Genomic DNA, 25,389 nt, shown 5'->3' with positions numbered 1-25,389 from the left:
GGTTATCCTGATGGTTTTGAGGCCAGTATTTTTGCCGGTGCCTCTCCTTATCCTTTTGCTTTGCCTATTGCTCAGTCCCTCCAAGACAATGCAAAAAAGGTGGGGGTGCGTTTTAAAATTGAACGTTTCGTAGGCACGCAGTTATTTTCAAAACTATCTGCACGTACTTTTGATACGATTTTTTTCGGATGGAATAATGATTCTGCGGATCCCCATACAATGGCTTCACGCCTTATTTACAATCCTGATAATCGGTTTGAGGCTAAAAATACAGGCTATGCGAGTTGGTGCCATGGGTATTTGGATGAAACTATGAATCAAAAGGTTCAAGATGCATTGTTTCAAAAAGATCCAAAAAAACGGGCGCAAATGTATGCTGATTTGCAACGTGAATTTATGCAGAAAGGACCTTATGCTTTTATCTATCAGACATATGTTTCTGTAGCGATGACACCTGATGTCAAAAAATGGGTTTGGAATAGTGCACCACGTATTTTTTATAGTGCAATTGAAAAATAAGAAGGATCAGGTTTATAAAATATAAAAAACATGATCATGATATATTTGATGTATTGCAAAGCTCTTTAACACTTTGCAATACGTTGAATTTTATCGGGAATGGATTTCTATGTTGTGTAGAGAATTTTATTTCAGGAATTCTTATAAAAGATGTGTTTGTGTGAATGTTAAGATTGAATATTTAAACTTCTATTGATACAATTTTCGAATGAAATAATGACTCTAGATATCCCCATAAAACGGCTTCAAGTTTTTTTACAACCCTGATAATCGATTTGAAATTAAAAATATAAACTACTCTAGCCGGTGTTATGGGTATTTTGATGAAGCTATAAATCAAAAGTTTAAAGATGTGTTGTTTCAAAAAGATTCACAGAAACGGGCGTAAAGAATTGAAAAATGGTAAGTTTGTTTAGTGAAAAAACAGGTGTAACAAATGTGGCAGAATTCACTGTTTCCGAAATAGCAGGGGCCCTAAAGCGTGTTGTTGAAGAAAAGTTTGGTTATGTACGGGTACGTGGGGAGATATCAGGTTACCGTGGTACTCATGCATCGGGACATGCTTATTTTGCTTTAAAAGATGATAAGGCACGGTTGGAAGCTGTTATTTGGCGTGGAATGATGGAAAAGCTCAAATTTCCTCCTGAAGAAGGGATGGAAGTGATTGCTGTTGGTAAACTTACGACGTATCCAGGATCATCGAAATATCAAATTGTCATTGAGGCTCTTGAACCAACAGGGATTGGTGCTTTGATGACACTCCTTGAAAATCGTAAGAAAAAGTTTTTAGAAGAAGGCTTGTTTGATGAAGCTAAGAAAAAAACTTTGCCTTATATGCCTCGAACTATAGGCGTTGTAACATCACCAACAGGTGCTGTTATTCGTGATATTATTCATCGTATATCCGATCGTTTTCCGTTGCATATTTTGGTTTGGCCTGTACGTGTTCAGGGGGAAACAAGTGGGAAAGAAGTGGCTGTTGCTGTTGAAGGTTTTAATGCGTTGCCTTTAGGAGGAGTTGTTCCTAAGCCTGATCTTATTATTGTTGCACGGGGAGGGGGAAGTTTAGAAGATTTGTGGGGGTTTAATGACGAAGCTGTTGTTCGTGCTGTTTATGAATCTTCTCTTCCTGTTATTTCTGCTGTTGGGCATGAAACGGACTGGACCTTGATTGATTATGTGGCTGATTGGCGTGCTCCAACTCCCACCGCCGCAGCAGAACGGGCTGTTCCTGTTAAGCTTGATCTTGAGGTGCTGGTGGCATCGCTTGCTGCACGTTTGCGCAAGGGACTAGCGCGTTATTTGGATTTTTATCGACAAAAATTGCGAGCTACTCTACGAGCTCTTCCGACTGCCGATCAACTTTTTGCTCTACCACGGCGTGGTTTGGATGAAACTTCAAGTCGATTGCAGCGTGCTCTTTGTGTGAGCTACGATAAAAAACGTTTTTCTTTTCATGCACTTGGTGTGCGTCTTTCACCGCGTTTGTTAAATAGTGAAAAAGCACAACGCAATACAAAGGAATATACGGCACGTCTTCAGCGTGCTTTTGTGCGTAGTGTGGAAAAACAACGTGCTGGGTTAGAGGTAGTATCTAGGCTTTTAAAAAGCACTTCATATCAGAATATTTTGGAGCGCGGTTTTGTTTTGGCTTTGGGGAAAGAGAATAAGCCCATTAAACGCTTGGCTCAGTTTCCAGAAACAGGGCACATAAATTTACGTTTTTTTGATGGAGATATCAGTGTTGCAACACAAGAGCCTATTTCCGCTAAACGTTCAAAACACAAGCAAATAAAGTCGCCTAGCGATGATCAAGGAATGCTCTTTTAATACGGGGGTTAATGCCATGCTTGCGGAAGGTCTTCTTAAGGGAGTGGATGGAAAAGTTCGTTGCGCATGGGCTGGAACGGATCCACTTTATTGTGCTTATCATGATACCGAATGGGGAAAGCCTATTTTTGAGGATATTCGTTTGTTTGAGAAAATTTGTCTTGAAGGTTTCCAAGCGGGACTTTCTTGGTTTACAATTTTAAAAAAACGCTTTTTTTTTCGCATTGCATTTGATCACTTTGACTTTGAAAAGATTGTTCATTATGATGAGCTAAAGGTGCAAATGTTAATGCAGAATAAAGACATTGTTCGCCATCAAGGAAAAATTCAATCAGTGCTTAATAACGCATTGAGAGCACAAGAAATTATAACAGAGTGGGGAAGTTTGTCCCACTATTTTTGGTCTTTTCAGCCACCACCATCAGAGCGTTATGAAAAAATAGATTTTCAAACACTGTTGGCTAACCCTATGACACCTGCTTCTCTTCGTCTTTCTCAAGACTTGAAGAAACGTGGCTGGACATTCGTTGGTCCCACAATTTGTTATGCTTTTATGCAGTCCGTAGGGATTGTTAATGATCATCTTGAAGGATGTTTTTGTCGATAAATTGGCAAACTGTCTTTTGTAGGAGTAATGATCAATAGGATAATAATTGAATTATTTAATAAATGTATAGATTATACAATTTCACTGTATAAGATAATTGAAATACACAAACTATACAATATTAATGATTTTCTACTGTTGTTGGCACTAAAAACGATAAAGGTATAATTTTGAGGATGAAAAAACAGACGCCAAAAGGAGTGATACCTTAACTGTTATGTATCTGAAGTGAGATAATGGTAATATCTTGTATGTTTTAAAGAAACATTTAGTACACCAAAACCCATTTCGCGGTGGCGCCTGTGAATGGTACAACGGTAAATCCATTGAGCACCTCCATCTTTACGCTTATGAAGGAGCAAATCGGCACCATCACACACTTTACTAGCTCTCAATGTTGTGCAACAGTCTTTGGCATTTGTAATGGTTGAGAAGAGTTTTTTTTATTTCTGTTAATGACATGACCGTTATAATTAATGAATATTTTATTCATGCTTATTGACGAATGCAAAGTGGTTTTTAGATGGGGTGCTGTTGTTGCATTGTTTTACTTTGCTTGTATGACTGTCGGTTTATTTATATGTAGGTCGATTGCTCAATGCTTACCTAGGTAATAAAAATAAAATACAGCGATGAAAAATTGAAGTTAAATGACTCAAGCTGCTTGTGTTGGGTTTTATTATCTGATAGCTTTCCTCTATTAGTAGAGTGATCTTGCCGCGTGTGCGCTCCAATTTTTTGGAAGATGATTAAGCTCATGCAGGCTTGTATCCACTACATTGCTTCGTTGAATCTCTGTATGTTTCCGCTGGAAACGAGAGTTCTGTTGCTGTATGTTGTTTTATACTCTATTTTTATAGTGGCAAAGCAATGATGCACACTAAAGTTTAGAAGGGTTTATATTCGTTATGTCTTTAGGGGGGAAGCGTCTAATGAATTTTGTTTTTATCAATGGGGGAATGCATTTTAGTGTGTATTCTTTTATTGTACGCTTTATTTCTCAAAAGATAAAGCGTGGAAGGAATGATTCTTCTCATTTTTCCTTTATCTTTGTTAACGCGTTTGGTTTTGTTGGTAAAAACGTAAAACTTTTGACACTTATTTTTCAAAAGATTAAGCAGCTTTTTGTGGGGGATAGCGTTTTAGAAAAGATATTTTCTTATGTCTTTCTGCTGTTCCAGTGCCGTTTTTGTCATGTAGTAAAGATGCGCCGCATCTTGAAACTGAGTGTTTGAGGGGGATGACTATTTTTAAAGTTTGCATATTTTATTTTAAATATCGCCTAAAGGAATAGAATAATGAATTCATAAATTTTGCGTAATGATTTTTTTAAAACTCACTATTTTTTTGGGGCGACAAGGCTTATTGATGATTAATAGGGAACTGATATAGTGCATTATCATATGCAAAGAAAGGTTATGAGAAGAATGTAATACTGGTTAGCAAAACATATATTGCATGTTCGCTATGGTTTATTGAGACGTAAGTCAATGAATTTATCAAGTAGATGACTCTGTGTAGGTGATTAAAAATATAAGCGATTAGAACGTATTTATTCAATGTTATAATTATAAATTTGCTATATTATTTCAGCGTCATTAATTGATAAAAAATAAATAAAGGGAAAAGTTTATGAACTTGAAGAAAACAATATTGAAAAGTAGCAGCTCTCTTGTTGCTGCTCTTATGGCTTTGGGGGTAGTTGTACAACAGGTTTCAGCAAAAACACCGGCTAATACCCTTGTGATGGCTTGGAATCTTGATGCAATCAGTACGTTTGATCCCGCCCAAAGCAATGATGTTTATGCAAGTGAAATTATTTACAATATTTGTGATAACTTGGTGAGTACTGCGACAGATGATCCTGCTAAAATGGTTCCTGCTTTAGCAACGCATTGGGATGTTTCAGGTGATGATCACAGTACGGTGATTACTTTTCATTTGCGTGATGGTTTGAAGTTTAATGATGGCAGATCAGCCAATGCCAATGATCTTGTTTGGGGTATGAAGCGGATTGTCAAATTGAAGATGGGTAATGCGGCAATTTTTAATGAATATGGAATTACAGAACAAAATGTTGATGATGCTTTGCAAGCTCCTGATAAGAAAACAGTTGTGATGAAATTTGATAAGCCTTATCCAGCAGAGCTTATTCTTAATAATATTGTTGCGAGTCGTGCAACAGCTTTGCTTGATCGTAAGACGATTATGAAACACGAAAAAGATGGCGATTTTGGAAATCAGTATTTGAAGAGTCATGCTGCTTGTGTTGGTCCTTATCAGTTAAAAAGTTGGCGCCCTAGAGAAGCTCTTTTGTTGCGTGCAAGCTCTCACTATTGGGGACAAGCACCTAAACTGAAGCAGATTTTAATTCGCCATGTTGCAGAGCCCGGAACACAACGCTTGTTGTTGCAAAAACATGATATTGATGTTGCTCGTAATTTGACACCTGAAGATCTTGCAGATCTGCAAAAAACAACAGATGTTAAAGTTGAAAGAGTGTTAGTGCCAACTATGATGTACTGGGGATTCAATACGACGAATCCTATTTTTGCTAAGGAAAAAGTACGCTTGGCGATGCGTTATCTTATAGATTATGAAGGTCTAGGCAAGAAGCTTCTTAAAGGGATTGGTGTTCCACGGGCCAGTTTTATTCCTCTTGGTAATTTTGGGGCTTTAGATGAAAAAGAGGGGCAACCCTTTAAGCTTGATATTCAAAAAGCAAAACAGCTTTTAGCAGAGGCCGGTTATCCGAACGGATTTGAGGCAAATTTTATTGTCTCAAACACTCCTTATACTTTGTTACTTGCTCAATCACTTCAAGATAGTGCTGCACAGGCGGGCGTGCGTCTTAAAATTGAACGTGTAGCAGGTACACAGTTGTTTTCAAAAGTGAATGCACGGGCTTTTGATACGGCTTTTATCGGATGGAATAATGATTCTGTGGATCCTCATACAATGGCTTCACGTCTTATTTTCAATCCAGATAATCGGTTTGAGGCTAGAAATACAGCCTATCCTAGTTGGAAGCATGGGTATTTTGATGCCAAGATGAATCAAAAAGTTGAAGAGGCGCTGTTTCAAAAAGATCCGCAAAAACGGGCACAACTCTATGCTGATTTACAACGTGAACTTATGCAAAAAGGACCTTATGCGTTTATCTTTCAACAATATAGCGTTGTCGCGATGACGCCTGATGTCAAAAAGTGGGTTTGGAATAGTGCACCGCGTATTTTTTATAGTGCAATTGAAAAATAAGAGTGTCTTTTTAATGTTGTCAAAGCTAAAAAGAGCTTAATCATAATTGTATGATGAAAATATTCTCCCATATAAAAGCTCTTCAGTTTTTAAGGATGAAATTGTGAGGGATGTTTGTGCAGTAGCAGTATATAATTAAGATCGTTTATAGGGAGCGATAAATATAGAAAGTTATATTGGGGAGGATCTTTGTTTATAGTTATAGATTCTCTGCATCCAGAATATAGACTGATGTATAAGAAAATTATTTTATAGATGCTTAGTTTGATGAAATGAAATTGATGTCTAATGCTATGCTATTTAAAAGATGAAAGAGCAAAATCAAAATCACTTTGTGTGAAAAGGTAGAAGAATACAAAAGGAAGAGATAAAATGGGAAAACAAAGAATATTGAAAAATTTTTCTATTTTATTAAGCTCAATCGTTTTTTTTAATGGGGCTGTAACATCGGCATTCAGCGCTTCATCTAAAGATATATTGGTAATGGCGTGGAATATTGATTCAATTAGTAGTTTTGATCCAGCGCAAACTGTTGAGGTTGTGACGAGTGAGTTATTGACGAATATTTGCAGCGCGTTAGTGCAATATGACGAGCATGATCCTACAAAAATTCGCCCTGCTATGGCAAAATCTTGGGACGTTTTAGATAATGGCAAAAGAATAGTTTTTCATCTTCGTGATGATTTAAAGTTTAATGACGGAAGGACGGCTACAGCGCAAGATCTGGTATGGTCGATGCGACGGATTATTAAATTAGGATTAAGCTATGCTCAATCTTTAATGGATTATGGGTTTACCAAAAACAATGTTGAAACAAATATTCAGGCACTTGATGATAAGACTTTACAATTAAAATTAGATAAACCCTATCCTATTCAGCTCATATTGACTGTTATTGGACAATCTTATGCTTCTGCTTTGCTTGATCGGGAAACAATTGAAGCACAGAGTATTAACGGTGATATGGGGAATAAATATTTAGCAACACATTCAGCTTGTGTTGGACCTTATAAATTGGTGAGCTGGTCTCCAGGAGATAAAGTTGTGTTAGAGGCGACACAGCATTATTGGGGCGATGTGCCTAAAATTAAGCAGATTGTTGTGCAGCATGTAGCGGATTCATCAAGTCAAAGACTTCTTTTGGAAAAAGGTGATGTGGATATAGTGCGTGATCTTTCTTCAGAGGATATTTTAGATCTTGAAAAAAAGGGAGAACCAGTCAAAATTAGTCGTGTTTTGCGTCCGCAGATTATTTACCTATCGTTAAATAATAAGAATGCAATTTTTGCGAATGAAAAGGTCAGACTGGCACTTCGTTATTTGGTTGATTATGAAGGTCTTGGAAAAACTGTTTTGAAAGGAATTGCTATTCCTAGGGCAACTTATATGTCTTTAGGTGTTCCAGGTGCTTTAGATGAAAAAGAAGGTTTGCCTTTTCAGTTGGATTTGAAAAAAGCAAAACAACTGATTACTGAAGCTGGTTATCCTAATGGGTTTAAAGCTAATCTTTTAGTTGGAAGCCTTAGTTATATGTCGTCTGTTGCACAGTCTATTCAAGCCAATGCACGCAAAATTGGTGTTGAGCTTACAATTGAAAAAATGGCACAAAATCAATTGTTGAGCCGTGTACGTGGTGGAAATTATGATACTGCACTTATGGGGTGGGGGAGTGCTGATCCTGATGGACATCCTGCTTCATTAAATCACGTGTTTAACCCTGATCCAACATTTACAAAAAAGCACAATATGTATTTAGCTTGGCGCGCTGGGTATTATGATGAAAATATTAATAACATGGTGATGGATGCTTTGTTTGAGCAAGACCCCAATAAGCGCATTGTGCAATATCGTACTTTACAGCATTATGTGTTAGAGCATGGTCCTATGGTTTATTTATTTCAGACATATTATACCGTTGGTATGGGACCTGATGTCAAAAAATGGATTTGGAACAGTTATAGACTTTATTACAATGAAGCAGAAAAATAAAAGAAGCATGTTATAGAGAAGGATTGTAGAACATGCTTCATAAGAGGTTGTTTCGTTATATAAAAAGAGGTATTTGCTTTATGTTTTGTCGCTACAGAGGGGATTTTTATAATGGTTTTGCCACTTTCAGAGACTGAAAGAGCTGTATCAGAAAAGCAGAAAAAATTATTTTTATGGGATTTTTTATGCAAAGGATTGAAACTTCTTATTTCAGTTTTTATCACATTGCTTGGGTTGGTGACGATCACTTTTTTTCTTGGTCATCTTCTTCCTCTAGATCCGGTTCTGTCTATTCTTGGTGATAATATCAGTCAGGAAGCTTATGATGCAATGTATTATAAGCTGGGTCTTGATAAGCCGTTGATTGTCCAATATTGGAAGTATCTTCATAATGTATTTTTGTTTGACTTTGGAGATGCTTTAACTTCTGGGCGACCTGTTCTAGCCGATATTATGCGTGTATTTCCTGCAACATTAGAGCTTGCAACCGTTGCTATTGTTATTGGCACAACTCTTGGAATTCCATTTGGTGTTTTTGCAGCAATGTATCGCGATTCATTTATTGATTATGTTGTCCGTGTTTTTACACTTGTAAGTTATTCTACTCCAACGTTTTGGCTCGGATTAATGGCGTTGTTAATATTTTACGCCAAGCTTGGCTGGGTTGGTGGCCCAGGACGTATTGATTTTCTTTATGAATATTCTTTTGAACCAAAAACAGGATTTTTCCTTTGGGATACGGCAAGCCAAGGACAATGGGAGGCTTTTGGTAATGTTTTTAGTCACGTTATTATGCCTGCTTTGATCTTGGCTTTCGGTGCTATGGCTTATATTAGCCGTATGACTCGTGGGTTTATGATTGAGCAGCTTAATCAGGAATATATCATTACTGCACGTGTAAAGGGATTATCGTGGGCGCGAACCGTTTGGGGGCATGCCTTTCGAAATGCTGCTGTTCAAATTATTACTGTTGTTGCGCTTTCTTATGCTTTTTTATTAGAAGGGGCTGTTTTAACGGAGACAGTTTTTGCTTGGCCTGGTTTTGGACATTACTTGACAAATGCTCTTTTAGCCGGAGATATGAATGCAGTTGTAGGATGTACTTTACTTGTAGGATTTATCTTTGTCGCCATTAATTTATTTTCTGATTTGCTTTATCGCATTTTTGATCCAAGGACACGTTGAATATGACAGTAAGTAATCATCATAAATCGCAATCATCATCTTCTTTGGGTAGTTGGTTAAACGATCCTGTTCCAAACTCCATAATTCAAGCGAACATACAAAGAATTTATCACGCACTGGCTAAGTTTTTTCATAACTTTTCGGCTGTATTCGGTCTGCTTATTATTTGTATTATTATCATATGTGCATTTTTTGCTCCTTGGATTGCTACGCATGATTTTCTTAGCAATGATCTAGGGCATCGGTTGCAGCCACCCTCTATGGCGCATTATTTTGGAACAGATGAATTGGGACGTGACATTTTTAGTCGCCTTGTTTTTGGTTCCCGTATTACTCTTTATGTTGTTTTTCTTACAACAGTTATTGTAGGTCCAATAGGGCTTATTGTTGGAACTGTATCTGGTTATATGGGCGGATGGGTTGATACTGTGCTCATGCGTATTGTCGATATTTTTCTTGCTTTTCCAGGTTTGATTTTAGCTCTTGCATTTTCAGCCGCATTGGGACCGGGGATTGAAAATGCTTCTATTGCAATTTCAATTGCAGCATGGCCGCCAATTGCACGTTTAGCACGTGCTGAGACTTTGACAATACGTTCTTCTGATTATGTTTCTGTAGTTCGTTTGCAAGGGGCCTCTGCTTGGCGAATTATTTTGTTTCATGTTGCGCCCATGTGTATTCCTTCAGTGATTGTACGATTAACTTTGGATATGTCTGGAATTATTTTAACGGCTGCTGGTCTTGGTTTTTTAGGGTTGGGAGCTCAACTTCCAAGTCCTGAATGGGGTGCGATGCTTTCTTCAGGGCGGGAATTTATGATGACAAATTGGTGGTTGGCGGCAATACCAGGCTGTGCAATATTATTTGCAAGTCTTGCTTTCAACCTTTTAGGTGATGGTCTTCGTGATGTATTGGATCCACGCAATGGGTAATAAATTATTAGAAGTAGAAGATTTACGTATTTCTTTTCCTACAACGCGCGGCATTTCAGAAGTTGTGCGTGGCGTTAGTTTTTCTGTTGGAAAAGAAAAAATTGGAATTGTTGGTGAATCCGGATCTGGAAAATCGATGACTGGGCGCGCAATACTAAGGTTAAGTCCAAAAGCAGCCATTGTTAAAGCTAAAAAAATGCGCTTTGAGGATGTTGATTTATTGGCCGCAAGTGAACCTCAGATGCGAAAAATCCGTGGGAAACGTATTTCAATGATTTTACAGGACCCCAAATATTCACTTAATCCATTAATACGGATCGGGGAACAGATTATGGAGGCTTACCGTATTCATTATCGTGTTTCAAAAGCTGAAGCGCGGGAGCGCACCATATCTATGTTAGAATCTGTTCATATTCGTGATCCTGAACATGTGATGCGTCTCTTTCCTCATGAAATATCTGGGGGGATGGGGCAGCGTGTGATGATTGCAATGATGCTCATTCCAAAACCTGATTTAATTATTGCCGATGAACCAACATCTGCGCTTGATATTACGGTCAGACGGCAAGTTTTATCCGTATTAGATGAACTTGTTACAAAGTCTGGAACGGGACTTATTTTCATTAGTCATGATTTAAATATGATTGCTGATTTTTGTGATCGTATTTTAGTGATGTATGCGGGCCGTGTGCTAGAAGAGTTGCCTGCTTCTGATTTGTCTCACGCTTGTCATCCTTATACAAAGGCGTTGCTCGCGAGTTTACCACGGCTTGATAATCCAGTTGATATTTTGGCTGTTCCTGAGCGTGATCCTGATTGGTTGTATAATCCTACGATTGTTAATGGTGTTGAGGAGGTTCCTCATGACAAATTGTGAGAATATTATTGATGTTTCTAATTTATCTGTAACTTTTGGTCATAGGCATAAGGCAGTAACAGTTGTTAAAAATGTTAATTTTCATATTAAGCGTGGTGAAGCTTATGGTTTGATTGGTGAATCCGGATGTGGAAAGTCAACTATTTTGAATACATTGGTGGGGCTTATTCCAGATTATAGTGGAAAGTTTCTTTTTGCTGGACAAGAAGTTGAAAAGAAAAGAAGTAAGGATTTTTTACGCTGTATTCAAATGGTTTTTCAAGATCCTTATGCTTCGCTGCATCCAAGAAAAATGGTCCATACGGTTCTTTCTGAATCGCTCAAAATCCATGGGATGGATAATCAAAGAGAGCGGGTAGAGGATGCTTTAGATTCCGTTGGTTTAGATTCTTCATTTCTTTATCGTTATCCTCATGAGTTGTCTGGAGGGCAGCGTCAGCGTATTGCTCTTGCACGTGCTTTAATTATTGAGCCAGAGGTGTTATTGCTTGATGAGCCAACATCTGCATTGGATGTGTCGGTACAGGCTGAAATTTTAAACTTGTTGAAATCATTGCGCGTGAGAAAAAAGCTTACTTATTTAATGGTATCCCATGATCTTGCTGTTGTTGCACATATTTGTGAACGTGTTGGAATTATGCATAAAGGGATTATTCTTGAAGAGCTTAGCAATGATGAATTGCGTAATCTACGTGCGCAACACGATTATACAAAGGAGTTTTTTGAAGCAAGTATAGAGCCTATTGTCCATAGAGAGCAAAGAGCATGATCCATTTTACAGAAGAGAAAATGCAATTTTATTTGTTTTGAAGTTTCTGGTGATGTTTGGCGGTATTGTTAAGAGGGAAGGGCATAATAGGATTTTTCCAGTATGAATTTGCTGGGCAGTGTTTGAGCTATAATATTTTAAATCCTACTAGAACTCCCATTTTGAAATATACGAGTGACTTATAACATACATCCCTTTGTTTAATATTGTTACATTATTTTTACTTATCATTTTATGTTCAAAAGTTTTATTTTGGCATTTAAAGCATTAAATTTGTGAGAAATAACAAAAGATAGTAATACTGTATTTTCTAGAAAATCTTCACATTATTTTTCAATATTATTTTGTTTTTGGTTGTTCTCTTTTTACAGTTTTATTCTTTATAAAAAGAATTTTTTGTAAAAAACATTCAATGGTCAATGACAGTCTTCAAATATTTCGCTGTTCTCTATTTAAAAAAGCGCTTAAAAACAGCTTATAATAAGCCAAAAAGGCAGCAATATGCTGCCTTTTTGTTAAATTGAATGGGCTGTTTTTTACAGTCGTTATTTAAAACTGATAGCGTATTCTTCCTGAAAAGCTTGCACCACTTATACCAGTTTTTGAAGCTTTTGTTGATAGCTGACATCACCATGAAGGGAGAGGTTAGCGGACAATTGTGGCCCACCTTCAACGAAACTTCCCGAGGGGCACGTTTATAATTCTTATCGATATGGAGTGTCTGATCATCACCAAAGGTTTTGATCAAGTTTACTTTTCCATAGAAAGACATAGGACGGCTGTTTTCAGTGGCAATGGTTTTTTTCAAACGTCCACCAACACGGATTATCCATTGAGAAGGATTTTGCATGTCAATGGTCAGATTATCAGCATCTTTAATGGTATCAAACATCAAATGTTGATAGGCAAGTTGTGCCTGCGGTTCGAATGCTACGCCTTGGATACCCGTTGCAAATTGTTTGCCAACAGTTGTGGAGATCGCCAACATTTTTGCATTTTTCAATTTTGCGGTTGTACTAATGAGGGCATTGTGATCTTTCCCTTTAGGAAGCCATAGGATAACAGCGTATCAAGATAGAAACCACTGTCACGCTATTTACTGCCTTAGGCGGTGAGTTGAAATGACCATTTATTCAATATGCTCTTACTTGCTGTCTTGCATATTCTTTGGAGTGAAGGAGAGTTGCCCGTAGGTTCCGAAAAGACCAAAATGTATTGTAGATATTTTTCCTTTCTGCGCGACAAGGTTAACAGCTCCTTGTAGAGCAGCATAGCGAAGATGAGCACTGCTATAACCATATTTACTAGGAGCACTACTTATCAGAAAATAAGCTTCCTGTTTTCCATAGACGTATAAGAAGAAGCCATTCCGTTTGTCTTATTCTTTCCTTAAGACATCTGTTTTTTCAACTAACACACCAGAAGAACTGTGAAAAGAATCCGATAGTTTATATTTATTAGTGTAAACTCTGATGCGTATATCCATATTTTATCTCACAGCCAGAAAAAAAATCCCGTATCATATTTAACTGAAATGTATTCTCGTACTTTTTTCTATTTTCAAAATTAACTAAAATGAACTCGGGAGTAGCGATACATATTAGAGCTAACACTTCTGCCAAATCGAATCTCTCCGATAAAGTAATCGTCACACTATATGGTACGCTATCTTTTTTCATACACTCTATGTTATGCACCCACTTTTGTTTATATTTTTTACTGTCTAGATTTCTTATCTCTGAAATAACATCTGTGCCTATTTGTATCCCTAAAAAGAACGGATTACTCTTTAATAGCTTCAAATATGGTTGAATATAGATGTGCCCCCCTGTTGCAATCCGAAAATATTTTTTACAAATGAGACACATACAAGTATATTTATGAAGTAAATCATAATCGAGCTCAAAAGGCTCTCCACCAGAAAGAATAATAAAATCAGATTTTATGTCATTTATTGTATATAAAGATTCAGGCAACGCATCATCTCTCACCATACATTCCATCGAATACGGACAATGATTGCAGCCCGCACTGCAATTTTTATTACAAATTACAATATTATCGCCCATGAAATTTCTTATTCAAGTTCATATAATCCAATACTAATTGTTTCATGAAAATATTTTGGTATAGACAAAGATCAGAAATTTTTTTAGCCACAAACGCTTTTATCATTGGTAAAGCTTCATCCTTTGATATAGACAGCAAATGAGAAATATAGTCTATCCGTTCTTCTAAATTGAGAGATAATCTTGGACTGGTGAAAAATGTTAAGATATCCAATTCCGGACTGGCTTCTTGACATAAATCCCAATCCACTACCATAAAAGAACTATCAGGAGTAACAATGATATTATCAGGATGTAAATCTCCATGTGATAAGATTATATTCTTGCTTAATCGATCTTGAAAGATCTTATTGATTTGATCAATAATCGCCTTTTGATGTAGCAAATCCATTTGGCTCAATACAGTACCCCGGATAAACTCCCATTCGACTACTTCATCGCAAAGTGTTATCAAATTTGGTGCAGGATAGAGACTTTGTCGAAAAGAGCCATCCTTGATGTTTTCATTAATGCACGATGCTTCCGGATAAATTTGCCCATAGCAAAACTCTTGATGCTTGCGTTTCAAGAAATGTTGTTTTGACGATTGTGCATTTTCAGGCTGTAACCAAATGATTTCTTGTTTTCTGACAAAAATAATTAAAGCAGACACCCCAAAAATCACAGCCATAATCACTGCCAACCACAAATTAGCTTGCCAGAATGTTGAAAAAACATGACCGTATAAAAAACTGAATGCAAAGGATACAACAGCTGTAATAATGGCTGTAAATGATAAAACAGTCGCGATAGCTTTGGGATCAATCAGTGAATTTATAAGAAGAGACGACAGATAAGATCGATAAGCGGATTTAAAAACACATAGCAGTAAAAATCCTAATATAAGAGCCGCAATGATTTGAAATGACATGAGAAAAAAAGCAATGGTTACCATACAACCAATCATTAAGACGGGGAAAATAGGATTTTGAAACTTTGAAAAATACTTCTGAAACAATATATTGGAACTTGCTGAAAAAAAATTCCCAATGATAAAAATAATCGAAACCAAAATAGCAGGTTGAAATGGCAAAAAATCAGAAAATGCGATAGAAACAGTTCGATTATTAACCAAAATAGCAAAAGCTGAAACTGCACTTAAAAAAATAAGAGTGAAGCGATAAGGATTTTTGACTTCTTTACGGCTGGCGCACATAACTGTGAAAATATTCGGATGAGCGTTGATATGAAAACTATCTAATCCCTTCGTCAGTTTTGAAAACATAAAAATAGCAAAAATTAATGAAAGGACTTGAAAAATCACAGGCAATGCAGGATGCACATAATAAAGTATTCCTCCTAAAAAAATAAGTACCGTTGTCACACTATAGGTAACAGCAGCCACTTCGGACTTAACGGAAAACAGTGTGCGATGCTTTGGTACTACAGAAAAGAGTAAACTATCTTCCGCACCTGAGAAACAAGCGGCTGCTAATGTAATACACAACAAATAAGTGGCGTAAGCAAAATATGCATAATTCATAAAAAGAGCTAAAAAACCGCAAAGAAAGAAAAACAGCCCAGTATAAATAACGCGCTTACTTCCATAAACATCTGATAATAAACCCAAGGGGATTTCTAAGATCAAAGGAAGCAATAAAAAATAACTACCGATTAAAACAATATCCGCTTGTGACAAATGCAATTTTTCCGACAAAAAAAGTGGTAAAACAGCAACCACTAGAGCAGTAGACTTGCTAACACTATAAATCTTAAATTGCTTAACCTTATCCACAAAACACCTTCCCACGACATCCGCTACATGCGCCAGATTCTTTCAAAGATTTTAAAACGCTTTGAGCAGACCAATCTATTGCCCCATAATTTTGTAGATTCCCAAAAGCTTCTGAATAAAAGCAATTTTTTAAATCTCCATTATAGTCCAATACCAAGGATGAAAATGGAAATAAACACATTAACGGCGACGAAACGTACGTAGAATTCTCGCCTAAGTAATAATTAATACAATTTACAAAATTTTGTGACGTCCATGAGATTTTCCTTTCTTGGAACTTTTTATCTATATAAATCTGGAGGGGGAATTCTTTCCTTGATAATTCATCTCTCAAATGAAAAAGTGAAGCGTTTGGCGGAAGAGTTTTGTTTCTTAAAGCCTTAGATCGATCCTTTGTATTATTTTTTCTAGAAAAACTAAATGACGACGTATCGAGCGGGCTGAATCCGATATAATCGACATCTTTGCTTATACAAAAATCGATAAAATTAATAATATTTTCTAGAATCTCTTTGGTAACTGTCGCTCTTATTCCTATACTTTGCAGAGGTTGAAGATTCTTAACTGTTTCAATGTTTTTCCACACGCGATCAAATTTATTCGCCCCCGTATATCATAATATCCTTGGATACTAGTCGAATCCATAGAAATAACAATACTTTATTCAGGAATCTCTCATCTTTAAAAAATATATGAAGAATCAATAACTGAATAGGAATGTAAAGCTATATGGTGGGCGATGAGAGACTCGAACTCCCGACATCCTCGGTGTAAACGAGGCGCTCTACCAGCTGAGCTAATCGCCCAATGCAATGATCAGCAATTGAATGGAGACTCTTTAAGGAAAAATTTTTCTAAACGCAAGAATAAAGATGGTATTTGATAATTTTTTTTAAAAATGCATAATCCTTCTTGACATAAACGCGTGAACCCCTTACACGACCGCTTGTACCAAATTAAATTGGTTCGAAAAAAAATGCGCGGGTGTAGCTCAGTTGGTTAGAGTGCTGGCCTGTCACGCCGGAGGTCGCGGGTTCGAGCCCCGTCACTCGCGCCATTTCGTGATTCCTTATGAAATTTCCTTTTTTTAAGTATCCATATGCTATAAGTGAGGTGGTGGAGTATTTGATTGGGGGATAAATATGTTTTTTCTTTCTTTTTATATGGTTTATAAGAATAGGGCTTGCGTCTTTCTTTGCTCTGCGTTACCTATGCCGATAAGAAAAGTATCGCTCTGTATGCCTTTGAAGCAGTATGAATAGAGTTAATAGAGCGATTGTTAAATTTGTCTGTTTGGTCTCGCAATATTGAATCATTGTGTTAAACTCAGGCATTTCGTTACGATGGAAGAGGGTTATGGCTTATTTATTGAGCTCTTACTTACCAGTCTTGATTTTCATTATTGTGTCAGCGGTTATTGCTGGAGTTTTGTTGATTACACCTTACATTGTAGCATATCGTTCCCCCGATCCTGAAAAGTTATCGGCTTATGAATGTGGGTTTAATTCATTTAGTGATGCACGCATGAAGTTTGATATTCGTTTCTATTTGGTATCAATTTTATTTATTATTTTTGATCTTGAAGTTGCTTTTCTTTTTCCTTGGGCTGTTTCATTCGAATCAATAGGTATGTTTGGCTTTTGGTCGATGATTGTATTTTTAGCGATTTTGACTATTGGATTTATATATGAATGGAAAAAAGGAGCTCTTGAATGGAATTAAGATCTAATAATTCAACGATTACAGCTCCAAAACCAAAAGGAATCATTGATCTAAATACTGGTGGGCTGATAGGATCTGATGATAAGTTTTTTCGTGATATCAATGCTGAATTATCAGATAAGGGTTTTTTAGTTACCTCGGCAGATGCTTTGATTACTTGGGCACGTACCGGTTCTTTAATGTGGATGAGTTTTGGTTTGGCTTGTTGTGCTATCGAAATGATGCAATGCTCAATGCCTCATTATGATAATGAGCGTTTTGGATATGCACCACGAGCTTCACCCCGCCAGTCCGATGTGATGGTGGTTGCTGGTACGCTCACAAATAAGATGGCGCCTGCTTTAAGGAAGGTTTATGATCAGATGCCTGAGCCACGTTATGTGATTTCTATGGGGTCATGTGCAAACGGTGGGGGATATTATCATTATTCCTATTCAGTAGTGCGGGGATGTGATCGTATCGTGCCTGTCGATATATATGTTCCAGGGTGTCCACCTACAGCAGAGGCATTATTATACGGCATATTGTTGTTACAGAAAAAAATCCGTCGTACCGGATCCATAGAGCGATAGAGAGTTTTCTTGTCATGGTGGATGAAACATTGGTTGAACTTGCTGCTTATTTGGAAAACAAGTTAAAAAATAAGCTTGAAGAGACTGTTCTTGCTTTTGGTGAATTGACCATTGTGGCACGTCTTGATGCAATTATCGATGTCTTAATGTTTGTTCGAGATGATTCTCGCTGTCAATTTATTAATCTTACAGACATTAGTGGTGTGGATTATCCTTCTCGCGATAAGCGCTTTGATGTTTCTTACCAATTGTTATCTCCTCGTGAGAATTTACGCTTACGTGTAAAGGTTCGTACTGATGAAAATACTCCTGTTGCTTCAGCTTGTACGGTTTATCCTGGTGCAGAGTGGTATGAACGAGAAACGTATGATATGTATGGGATTTTATTTTCAGGACATCCGGATTTGAGACGGATTTTAACAGATTATGGGTTTGAAGGATATCCTTTACGCAAAGACTTTCCTGTGACAGGATTTGTTGAATGCCGTTATGATAATGAAGCAAAGAGGGTGATTTATGAGCCTGTTGTTTTGCGCCAAGAGATGCGTAATTTTGATTTTCTGTCTCCTTGGGAAGGAGGACAGTATACTTTGCCACGTGATGGAAAAGCAGATGAAAAAAAATAATATTGGTTTTGATAAGGCATTATATTAGAGTACTGTATTTCTTAAATAATTAAATATTTTTTAGCGTGATAGATTTTTTTGATATTTGATATGAAGTTTTTTAAAAAGCAAGGGGTTGATTGTGGCTGAGGTCAATGTTCGAAACTTTAATATCAATTTTGGTCCGCAGCATCCTGCCGCGCATGGGGTTTTGCGCATGGTTCTGGAGTTGGACGGTGAAGTTGTTGAGCGTGTAGATCCACATATTGGGTTGTTGCATCGCGGTACTGAAAAATTAATGGAAACAAAGACTTATCTTCAAGCGGGTCCTTATCTGGATCGTTTGGATTATGTTGCTCCTATGAATCAGGAACATGCCTTTGTTCTTGCTATTGAAAAGTTATTAGATATTAAAGTTCCTAAAAGAGGGCAATTAATACGTGTTTTGTTTTCTGAAATTGGGCGTATTCTTAATCATTTGCTTAATGTAACGACACAGGCAATGGATGTTGGCGCTTTAACACCACCGCTTTGGGGGTTTGAGCAACGTGAAAGGTTGATGATTTTTTATGAGCGTGCCTGTGGTGCTCGTCTTCATGCAAATTATTTTCGTCCCGGTGGCGTGCATCAAGATTTACCAGAATCTTTAGTTGAAGATATTGGTGATTTTATTGATCCATTTCTTGTTTCTCTCGGAAAACTTGATGCGCTTGTGACCCCAAATCGGATTTTTAAGCAGCGTAATGTGGATATTGGCGTTGTAAGTATTGATGAAGCTTGGGCACGCGGTTTTTCTGGGGTTATGATTCGTGGAGCTGGTGTTCCATGGGATTTGCGTAAAAGTCAGCCTTATGAATGTTACGATGAAATGGAATTCGATATTCCTGTAGGTAAAAATAGCGATTGTTATGATCGCTATCTTATTCGTATGGAAGAAATGCGTCAATCAGCGAAAATCATGCGCCAATGTGTGGAGCGTTTACTGAGTACTGAAAAAAATGGACCGATTTCGAGCTTGGATCGCAAAATCGTACCACCGACGCGGAGTGAAATGAAAAGCTCGATGGAAGCACTGATTCATCACTTTAAACTCTATACGGAAGGTTTTCATACACCTCCTGGAGAAGTATATGTTGCTGTGGAAGCTCCGAAGGGTGAGTTTGGTGTTTATCTTGTTTCTGATGGGACCAATAAGCCTTATCGTGTCAAGTTGCGTGCTCCTGGGTTTGCTCATCTCCAAGCTATGGATTTTTTAACCAGAGGTCATATGTTGGCAGATGCTACAGCTATTTTGGGTTCGATTGATATTGTTTTTGGGGAGGTTGATCGCTAATGTCCGTACGCCGTCTTGCAGATGATGTTTATCAGCCGGCTGAGTTTTCTTTTACAAAAGAAAATCAGATATGGGTACAAAATACCATAAAAAAATATCCTGTAGGGCGTCAGCAGTCTGCTGTAATTCCATTATTAATGCGCGCTCAAGAGCAAGATGGTTGGGTGACACGTGCTGCGATTGAGCATATTGCTCAGATTCTTTCCATGGCTTATATCCGTGTCTTAGAAGTTGCTACTTTTTATACTCAGTTTCAGCTTAAGCCTGTTGGAACAAAAGCGCATATTCAAGTTTGTGGTACAACGCCTTGTATGTTACGTGGTTCTGATGAATTGATTAAAGTTTGTCAGAAAAAAATTCATCATGAACCTTTTGCGACCAATCAGGATGGAACCTTATCATGGGAAGAGGTAGAGTGTCTTGGTGCTTGTGTTAATGCTCCGATGGTTATGATTTTTAAAGATACTTATGAAGATCTTACAGCTGAACGCCTTGAAGAAATTATTGATGCATTTGAAGCAGGTGAAAGTTCTGAGATAGCGGTTGGTCCACAAAATAGTCGTAAATCGTCGGAACCGATTAGTGGTTTAACTTCTCTTATTGATGATGAGAAAGAAAAAAAGATCTCTCAAGTCTTCACCAAAAAAGGATAAGGAAAGAATGGGAACATAATTAAGTATTTTTCTTGAAAAAATATTTTATTATTCTACCCATGATGGCAACATTTAACGAAAAGTAAGAAGTCTTGAAAAGATATTTAAAAATTGCATTTGAGGAAAAGCGGAAAATGCTATGGGTAATAGAAAAAAGGTGAGGTATGCTAGCTGATAAAGATCGTATCTTCACCAATATTTATGGCTTAAAAGACAAATCATTAAAGGCTGCGATGTTGCGTGGGCATTGGAATGGTCTGAAAGAGATGATTGACAAAGGTCGTGATTGGATCATTGACGAAGTGAAGGCATCGGGTTTACGCGGTCGTGGTGGTGCTGGTTTTCCTACTGGTATGAAGTGGTCCTTTATGCCAAAGCAGAATGATGGGCGTCCTCATTATTTGGTTGTCAATGCCGATGAATCTGAACCTGGAACTTGTAAAGACCGTGATATTTTACGTCATGACCCCCATACTTTGATTGAAGGATGTGTAATCGCTACTTTTGCTATGGGAGCCAATGTTGCTTTTATTTATATTCGTGGTGAATATATTCGTGAACGTGAAGCGCTTCAAGCTGCCGTTGATGAGTGCTATGATGCGGGGTTACTTGGCAAAAAAACGAAATATGGGCATGCTTGTGATATTGTTATTCATCATGGAGCTGGTGCTTATATTTGTGGTGAAGAAACGGCTCTTCTTGAAAGTCTTGAAGGAAAAAAGGGGCAACCTCGGCTTAAGCCACCATTTCCTGCCAATATGGGGGTTTATGGCTGTCCAACAACAGTAAATAATGTAGAGTCTATTGCCGTTGTTCCAACGATTTTGCGGCGGGGTGCTTCGTGGTTTTCATCAATTGGACGAGCAAATAATGTTGGAACGAAATTATTTATGGTTTCAGGGCATGTTAATGCACCTTGTACATTTGAAGACGCTCTTGGTGTTTCATTCCGTGAATTAATTGAAAAACATACGGGTGGTGTTCGTGGTGGATGGAATAATCTTTTAGCGGTTATTCCAGGGGGGGCTTCTTGTCCAGTCGTTCGTGGTGAGGATATGATCGATGCGATCATGGATTTTGATGGGATGAGAGATGTCGGGTCTTCTTTTGGCACAGGGGGAATGATTGTTATGGATAAATCAACCGATATTATCAAGGCAATTTGGCGTATAGCTGCTTTTTTCAAGCACGAGAGTTGTGGACAGTGTACACCGTGTCGTGAGGGGACGGGGTGGATGATGCGTCTTTTAGGGCGTATGGTTGAAGGAAGAGCGCAAAAACGCGAGATTGATCTTTTGTTTGAAGTGTCTAAACAGGTTGAAGGACACACTATTTGTGCGCTTGGTGATGCTGCCGCATGGCCTGTACAGGGGTTGATACGTAATTTTCGTCCGGAAATCGAGCGTAGAATTGATGAATACACGCGAAATGTAGTCCAAAGCAAAAATATTGCTTTAGGAGCGGTTTAATAACGGATTTTGTTCTAAGAGCAACCGAATGCAAATTTTAAGTGGGTTATCCGCAGGTTGGATGGGTGATGATAAATATCAAAGTTGATGGCAAAGAGATTGAAGTTCCTGATTACTACACGTTGCTTCAGGCTGCTGAGGCGGCGGGTGTTGAAGTGCCACGTTTTTGTTTTCATGAATCTTTATCAATTGCTGGAAATTGTCGTATGTGTTTAGTTGAGGTTAAGGGGGGTCCTCCAAAACCTCAGGCTTCTTGTGCTATGGGGGTTCGTGATTTACGAGTAGGGCCTAACGGTGAAGCACCTGAAATTTTTACCAATACGGCGATGGTAAAAAAAGCACGTGAAGGTGTTATGGAATTTCTTCTCATTAATCATCCTTTGGATTGTCCAGTGTGTGATCAAGGGGGAGAGTGTGATCTTCAAGATCAAGCAATGCTTTATGGACGAGATTGTTCTCGTTATACAGAAAATAAACGTGCTGTAGAAGATAAATATATTGGACCTCTTGTCAAAACTGTTATGACACGATGTATTCATTGTACACGGTGTGTTCGTTTTACAACGGAAGTTGCAGGTATTTCTGAGCTTGGTTTGATCGGTCGTGGTGAAGATGCTGAAATTACGACGTATCTTGAAAAAGCTATGACATCTGAGTTACAGGGAAATGTTATTGATCTTTGTCCAGTGGGAGCTTTAACTTCAAAACCTTATGCGTTTCATGCCCGTCCGTGGGAATTGGTAAAAACGGAATCGATTGATGTGATGGATGCGCTTGGTAGTGCTATCCGTATTGATAGCCGCGGCCGTGAAGTTATGCGGATTATGCCGCGTACGAATGAAGATGTAAATGAGGAATGGATCTCTGATAAAACGCGTTTTATTTGGGATGGATTACGGACTCAGCGGCTTGATAAGCCATATGTACGCAAAGATGGAAAGCTTCAACCTGTCAGTTGGACAGAAGCTTTTGCAAAAATTAAAATGGTGATCTCTAAAATTTTTCCAGAAAAAATTGGAGCCATTGCTGGAGATCTTGCTTCTGTTGAAGAAATGTATGCCCTTAAAACATTATTGAGCTCTTTGGGCTCAACGCTTTTTGATTGTCGTCAAAGAGGGGGGGCTTTATCGCCAGAGTTTGGACGCTCGAGTTATATTTTTAATCCTACAATTGTAGGTATTGAACAGGCTGATGCACTGCTTATTGTGGGATCTAATCCACGTCATGAAGCAGCTGTTTTAAATGCGCGTATTTTAAAGCGCCAACGGATGGGCAATTTTCCTATTGCATTAATTGGAGAGAAAGTCGATTTACGTTATCCTTATTCTTACCTTGGATCTGGGAGTGATACATTAACGACACTTATTCGTGGAGAGGATGTTTTTTTTAATGTCTTAAAAGAAGCGAAGAGGCCCCTTATTCTTATCGGAGAGGGGGCTGTTTCAGGAAATGAAGGTTTATCTGTTTTAAAAAGTCTTGCTAAATTAGCTGATAATATTGGTGCTCTTAGTGAGACATGGAATGGGTTTGGGGTTCTTCATAATGCAGCATCGATTGTTGGAGGGTTAGACATAGGTTTTACTTCTAAGCTTGGGGTTGCAAATATACTTAAAACCTGTGAAGTTCTATTTTTGCTTGGTGCTGATGAAGTAGAATTAGCCAATACAAAAGCTTTTACAGTTTATATTGGGAGCCATGGTGATAATGGTGCACATGCTGCTGATGTTATTTTGCCTGCATCTGCTTACACTGAAAAATCAGGGCTTTATGTGAATACAGAAGGACGTGTTCAAATGACAAATCGGGCTGGTTTTGCTCCAGGTGAAGCAAAAGAAGATTGGGCTATTTTGCGTGCTTTATCGGATATTTTAGGGCAAAAACTCCCTTTTGATTCTCTTCCTCAATTAAGGCAATGCTTGTTTAATGATTATCCACACCTTTGTGCTGTTGATGATATAGTGCCTTCTGATATAAGTGGTCTTAAGGCGCTTGGTTCAAAAATGGTTTCTCTCGAGAGTCAAACATTTACTTCTATGGTTAAAGACTTTTATTTAACAAATCCGATAGCACGTGCTTCTGCTGTTATGGCTAAATGTTCATCTCTTGCAAAAAATCGTTCTACGCAAACTGTACTGTAAAGTAAGGGCAAAGGAAAAAGAATAATGATGTATGATTTCTTTATGACTTGGCTGTTGCCATTACTCATTATAATCGGAAAAACACTTCTTCTTTTGGTCGTTCTTTTGGTCTTAGTTGCTTACCTTCTTTACGCAGATAGAAAAATTTGGGCTGCGGTACAATTGCGTCGTGGACCAAACGTTGTTGGTCCATGGGGATTGTTACAGTCTTTTGCAGATTTAATTAAATTTGTTGTGAAAGAACCTATTATCCCAGCAGGTGCAAATAAGGGGGTTTTTCTTTTGGCTCCTTTTGTTTCAGCGACACTTGCTTTATCAACTTGGGCTGTTATTCCTGTCAATGAGGGTTGGGAGGTTGCGAAGATTAATGTTGGCTTGCTTTATATTTTAGCTATTTCATCTCTTGAAGTTTATGGTGTTATTATGGGGGGATGGGCATCAAATTCAAAATATCCTTTCTTAGGAGCTCTTCGTTCGGCGGCACAAATGGTTTCTTATGAAGTTTCCATTGGTTTTGTGCTTGTGACCGTTATTTTAGTGAGTGGTTCGTTGGATCTTACAACAATTGTTCTTAAACAAAGTCATGGTTTTGGTACAACTCTTGGTCTTCCTTTTAACAGTTTTCTCGATTGGAATTGGTTGGTCCTTTTTCCAATGTTTATTATATTTTTTATTTCTGCGCTTGCAGAGACAAACCGTCCTCCATTCGATTTGGTGGAAGCAGAATCTGAACTTGTTGCTGGTCATATGGTAGAATATTCTTCAACGCCTTACATGCTCTTCTTTTTAGGTGAATATGTTGCGATTGTTTTAATGTGCGCATTAACAACCATTCTATTTTTAGGCGGTTGGCTGCCTCCTTTAGATGTTTGGTGGCTTAATTGGGTTCCTGGTATCATTTGGTTTGTTTTAAAAGTCTGTTTTGTATTTTTTTGGTTTGCTATGGTTAAAGCATTTGTTCCACGTTATCGCTATGATCAGCTCATGCGGCTTGGTTGGAAGGTTTTTCTTCCTCTCTCACTAGCAATGGTTGTGATAACTGCTGCTTTTTTAAAGTTTACGGATTTCGTTTAAGAGGAGATTTTACG

Annotated in this window: 18 protein-coding genes, 2 tRNA genes and 3 pseudogenes; 18 read left to right on the top strand and 5 right to left on the bottom strand. The window is 37.9% G+C overall.

Annotated features, from left to right (window positions below):
• The 3 genes from ACFIK3_RS03795 to ACFIK3_RS03785 all read left to right on the top strand — a co-directional run.
• Window positions 1-519, top strand: a 519-nt coding sequence (locus ACFIK3_RS03795; RefSeq protein ID WP_375676274.1) for an ABC transporter substrate-binding protein, incomplete at its 5' end; no start/stop codon positions are given.
• 399 nt (window positions 520-918) lie between these two features.
• Complete coding sequence (xseA, locus tag ACFIK3_RS03790) at window positions 919-2,349, top strand: exodeoxyribonuclease VII large subunit (RefSeq protein WP_375660258.1); 1,431 nt, start codon at window positions 919-921, stop codon at window positions 2,347-2,349.
• Window positions 2,327-2,956 carry a DNA-3-methyladenine glycosylase I gene (locus ACFIK3_RS03785; RefSeq protein WP_375643710.1) on the top strand — a complete coding sequence of 210 codons (630 nt, stop codon included), beginning with the start codon at window positions 2,327-2,329 and terminating at the stop codon, window positions 2,954-2,956. Before xseA ends, ACFIK3_RS03785 begins: the two co-directional genes overlap by 23 nt.
• Window positions 2,957-3,201: 245 nt before the next feature.
• On the opposite strand, the pseudogene ACFIK3_RS03780 reads toward ACFIK3_RS03785, so the two are convergent.
• Window positions 3,202-3,381: pseudogene (locus ACFIK3_RS03780) on the bottom strand (integrase); the annotation flags it as partial.
• 1,207 nt (window positions 3,382-4,588) lie between these two features.
• Here ACFIK3_RS03780 and ACFIK3_RS03775 point away from each other — a divergent pair.
• The 6 genes from ACFIK3_RS03775 (at window position 4,589) to ACFIK3_RS03750 (ending at window position 11,966) form a co-directional block, all read left to right on the top strand.
• On the top strand, window positions 4,589-6,214 hold the full coding sequence (locus ACFIK3_RS03775; protein WP_375676273.1) for an ABC transporter substrate-binding protein: 1,626 nt from the start codon (window positions 4,589-4,591) through the stop codon (window positions 6,212-6,214).
• A gap of 372 nt (window positions 6,215-6,586) precedes the next feature.
• Window positions 6,587-8,203 (top strand): ABC transporter substrate-binding protein, encoded by a 1,617-nt coding sequence (locus ACFIK3_RS03770; RefSeq protein WP_273790730.1) that lies wholly within the window; start codon window positions 6,587-6,589, stop codon window positions 8,201-8,203.
• A 111-nt stretch (window positions 8,204-8,314) separates the two neighbouring features.
• Window positions 8,315-9,388, top strand: coding sequence for an ABC transporter permease (locus ACFIK3_RS03765; RefSeq protein ID WP_375631682.1), 1,074 nt, complete (start codon window positions 8,315-8,317; stop codon window positions 9,386-9,388).
• Between the two features lie 2 nt (window positions 9,389-9,390).
• Complete coding sequence (locus ACFIK3_RS03760) at window positions 9,391-10,320, top strand: ABC transporter permease (RefSeq protein WP_273790732.1); 930 nt, start codon at window positions 9,391-9,393, stop codon at window positions 10,318-10,320.
• A complete protein-coding gene (locus ACFIK3_RS03755) occupies window positions 10,313-11,197 on the top strand; it encodes an ABC transporter ATP-binding protein (RefSeq protein ID WP_273790733.1) in 885 nt (294 codons plus the stop codon). Before ACFIK3_RS03760 ends, ACFIK3_RS03755 begins: the two co-directional genes overlap by 8 nt.
• On the top strand, window positions 11,184-11,966 hold the full coding sequence (locus ACFIK3_RS03750) for an ABC transporter ATP-binding protein (protein ID WP_375631680.1): 783 nt from the start codon (window positions 11,184-11,186) through the stop codon (window positions 11,964-11,966). Before ACFIK3_RS03755 ends, ACFIK3_RS03750 begins: the two co-directional genes overlap by 14 nt.
• A 549-nt stretch (window positions 11,967-12,515) precedes the next feature.
• Here ACFIK3_RS03750 and ACFIK3_RS03745 read toward each other — a convergent pair.
• From ACFIK3_RS03745 to ACFIK3_RS03730, 4 genes and pseudogenes are all read right to left on the bottom strand, one after another.
• Window positions 12,516-13,344, bottom strand: a pseudogene (locus tag ACFIK3_RS03745) (autotransporter domain-containing protein); the annotation flags it as partial.
• A 79-nt stretch (window positions 13,345-13,423) separates the two neighbouring features.
• A complete protein-coding gene (locus tag ACFIK3_RS03740; RefSeq protein WP_375667211.1) occupies window positions 13,424-14,035 on the bottom strand; it encodes a hypothetical protein in 612 nt (203 codons plus the stop codon).
• Window positions 14,025-15,809 carry an MFS transporter gene (locus tag ACFIK3_RS03735; RefSeq protein ID WP_375660209.1) on the bottom strand — a complete coding sequence of 595 codons (1,785 nt, stop codon included), beginning with the start codon at window positions 15,807-15,809 and terminating at the stop codon, window positions 14,025-14,027. Before ACFIK3_RS03735 ends, ACFIK3_RS03740 begins: the two co-directional genes overlap by 11 nt.
• A gap of 730 nt (window positions 15,810-16,539) precedes the next feature.
• Window positions 16,540-16,615, bottom strand: a tRNA-Val gene (locus ACFIK3_RS03730).
• A gap of 174 nt (window positions 16,616-16,789) precedes the next feature.
• Here ACFIK3_RS03730 and ACFIK3_RS03725 point away from each other — a divergent pair.
• From ACFIK3_RS03725 to nuoH, 9 genes and pseudogenes are all read left to right on the top strand, one after another.
• Window positions 16,790-16,866, top strand: a tRNA-Asp gene (locus ACFIK3_RS03725).
• A 299-nt stretch (window positions 16,867-17,165) separates the two neighbouring features.
• Window positions 17,166-17,531: an NADH-quinone oxidoreductase subunit A gene (locus ACFIK3_RS03720; protein ID WP_005773599.1), complete on the top strand. Its 366-nt coding sequence runs from the start codon at window positions 17,166-17,168 to the stop codon at window positions 17,529-17,531.
• A complete protein-coding gene (locus ACFIK3_RS03715; RefSeq protein WP_375676272.1) occupies window positions 17,522-18,103 on the top strand; it encodes a NuoB/complex I 20 kDa subunit family protein in 582 nt (193 codons plus the stop codon). Before ACFIK3_RS03720 ends, ACFIK3_RS03715 begins: the two co-directional genes overlap by 10 nt.
• Before the next feature lie 14 nt (window positions 18,104-18,117).
• The gene (locus ACFIK3_RS03710; RefSeq protein WP_273791281.1) at window positions 18,118-18,729 is read left to right on the top strand and encodes an NADH-quinone oxidoreductase subunit C; all 612 of its coding nucleotides are present in this window, start codon (window positions 18,118-18,120) and stop codon (window positions 18,727-18,729) included.
• Window positions 18,730-18,850: 121 nt separating this feature from the next.
• Window positions 18,851-20,041 (top strand): NADH-quinone oxidoreductase subunit D, encoded by a 1,191-nt coding sequence (locus ACFIK3_RS03705; RefSeq protein WP_273791280.1) that lies wholly within the window; start codon window positions 18,851-18,853, stop codon window positions 20,039-20,041.
• Window positions 20,041-20,713 (top strand): annotated as a pseudogene (gene nuoE / locus ACFIK3_RS03700) (NADH-quinone oxidoreductase subunit NuoE). Before ACFIK3_RS03705 ends, nuoE begins: the two are co-directional and overlap by 1 nt.
• Window positions 20,714-20,858: 145 nt before the next feature.
• Window positions 20,859-22,163 carry an NADH-quinone oxidoreductase subunit NuoF gene (gene nuoF, locus ACFIK3_RS03695; RefSeq protein ID WP_375676271.1) on the top strand — a complete coding sequence of 435 codons (1,305 nt, stop codon included), beginning with the start codon at window positions 20,859-20,861 and terminating at the stop codon, window positions 22,161-22,163.
• Between the two features lie 68 nt (window positions 22,164-22,231).
• Window positions 22,232-24,301, top strand: coding sequence for an NADH-quinone oxidoreductase subunit NuoG (nuoG, locus tag ACFIK3_RS03690; protein WP_273791277.1), 2,070 nt, complete (start codon window positions 22,232-22,234; stop codon window positions 24,299-24,301).
• A 27-nt stretch (window positions 24,302-24,328) separates the two neighbouring features.
• Window positions 24,329-25,375 carry an NADH-quinone oxidoreductase subunit NuoH gene (gene nuoH, locus ACFIK3_RS03685; protein ID WP_375637643.1) on the top strand — a complete coding sequence of 349 codons (1,047 nt, stop codon included), beginning with the start codon at window positions 24,329-24,331 and terminating at the stop codon, window positions 25,373-25,375.
• Window positions 25,376-25,389: the final 14 nt, after the last annotated feature.

It is taken from the genome of Bartonella sp. CB10SXKL (genome assembly GCF_042195515.1).
Classification (GTDB): domain Bacteria; phylum Pseudomonadota; class Alphaproteobacteria; order Rhizobiales; family Rhizobiaceae; genus Bartonella.
This window is presented reverse-complemented; position numbering and strand designations above follow the sequence as displayed.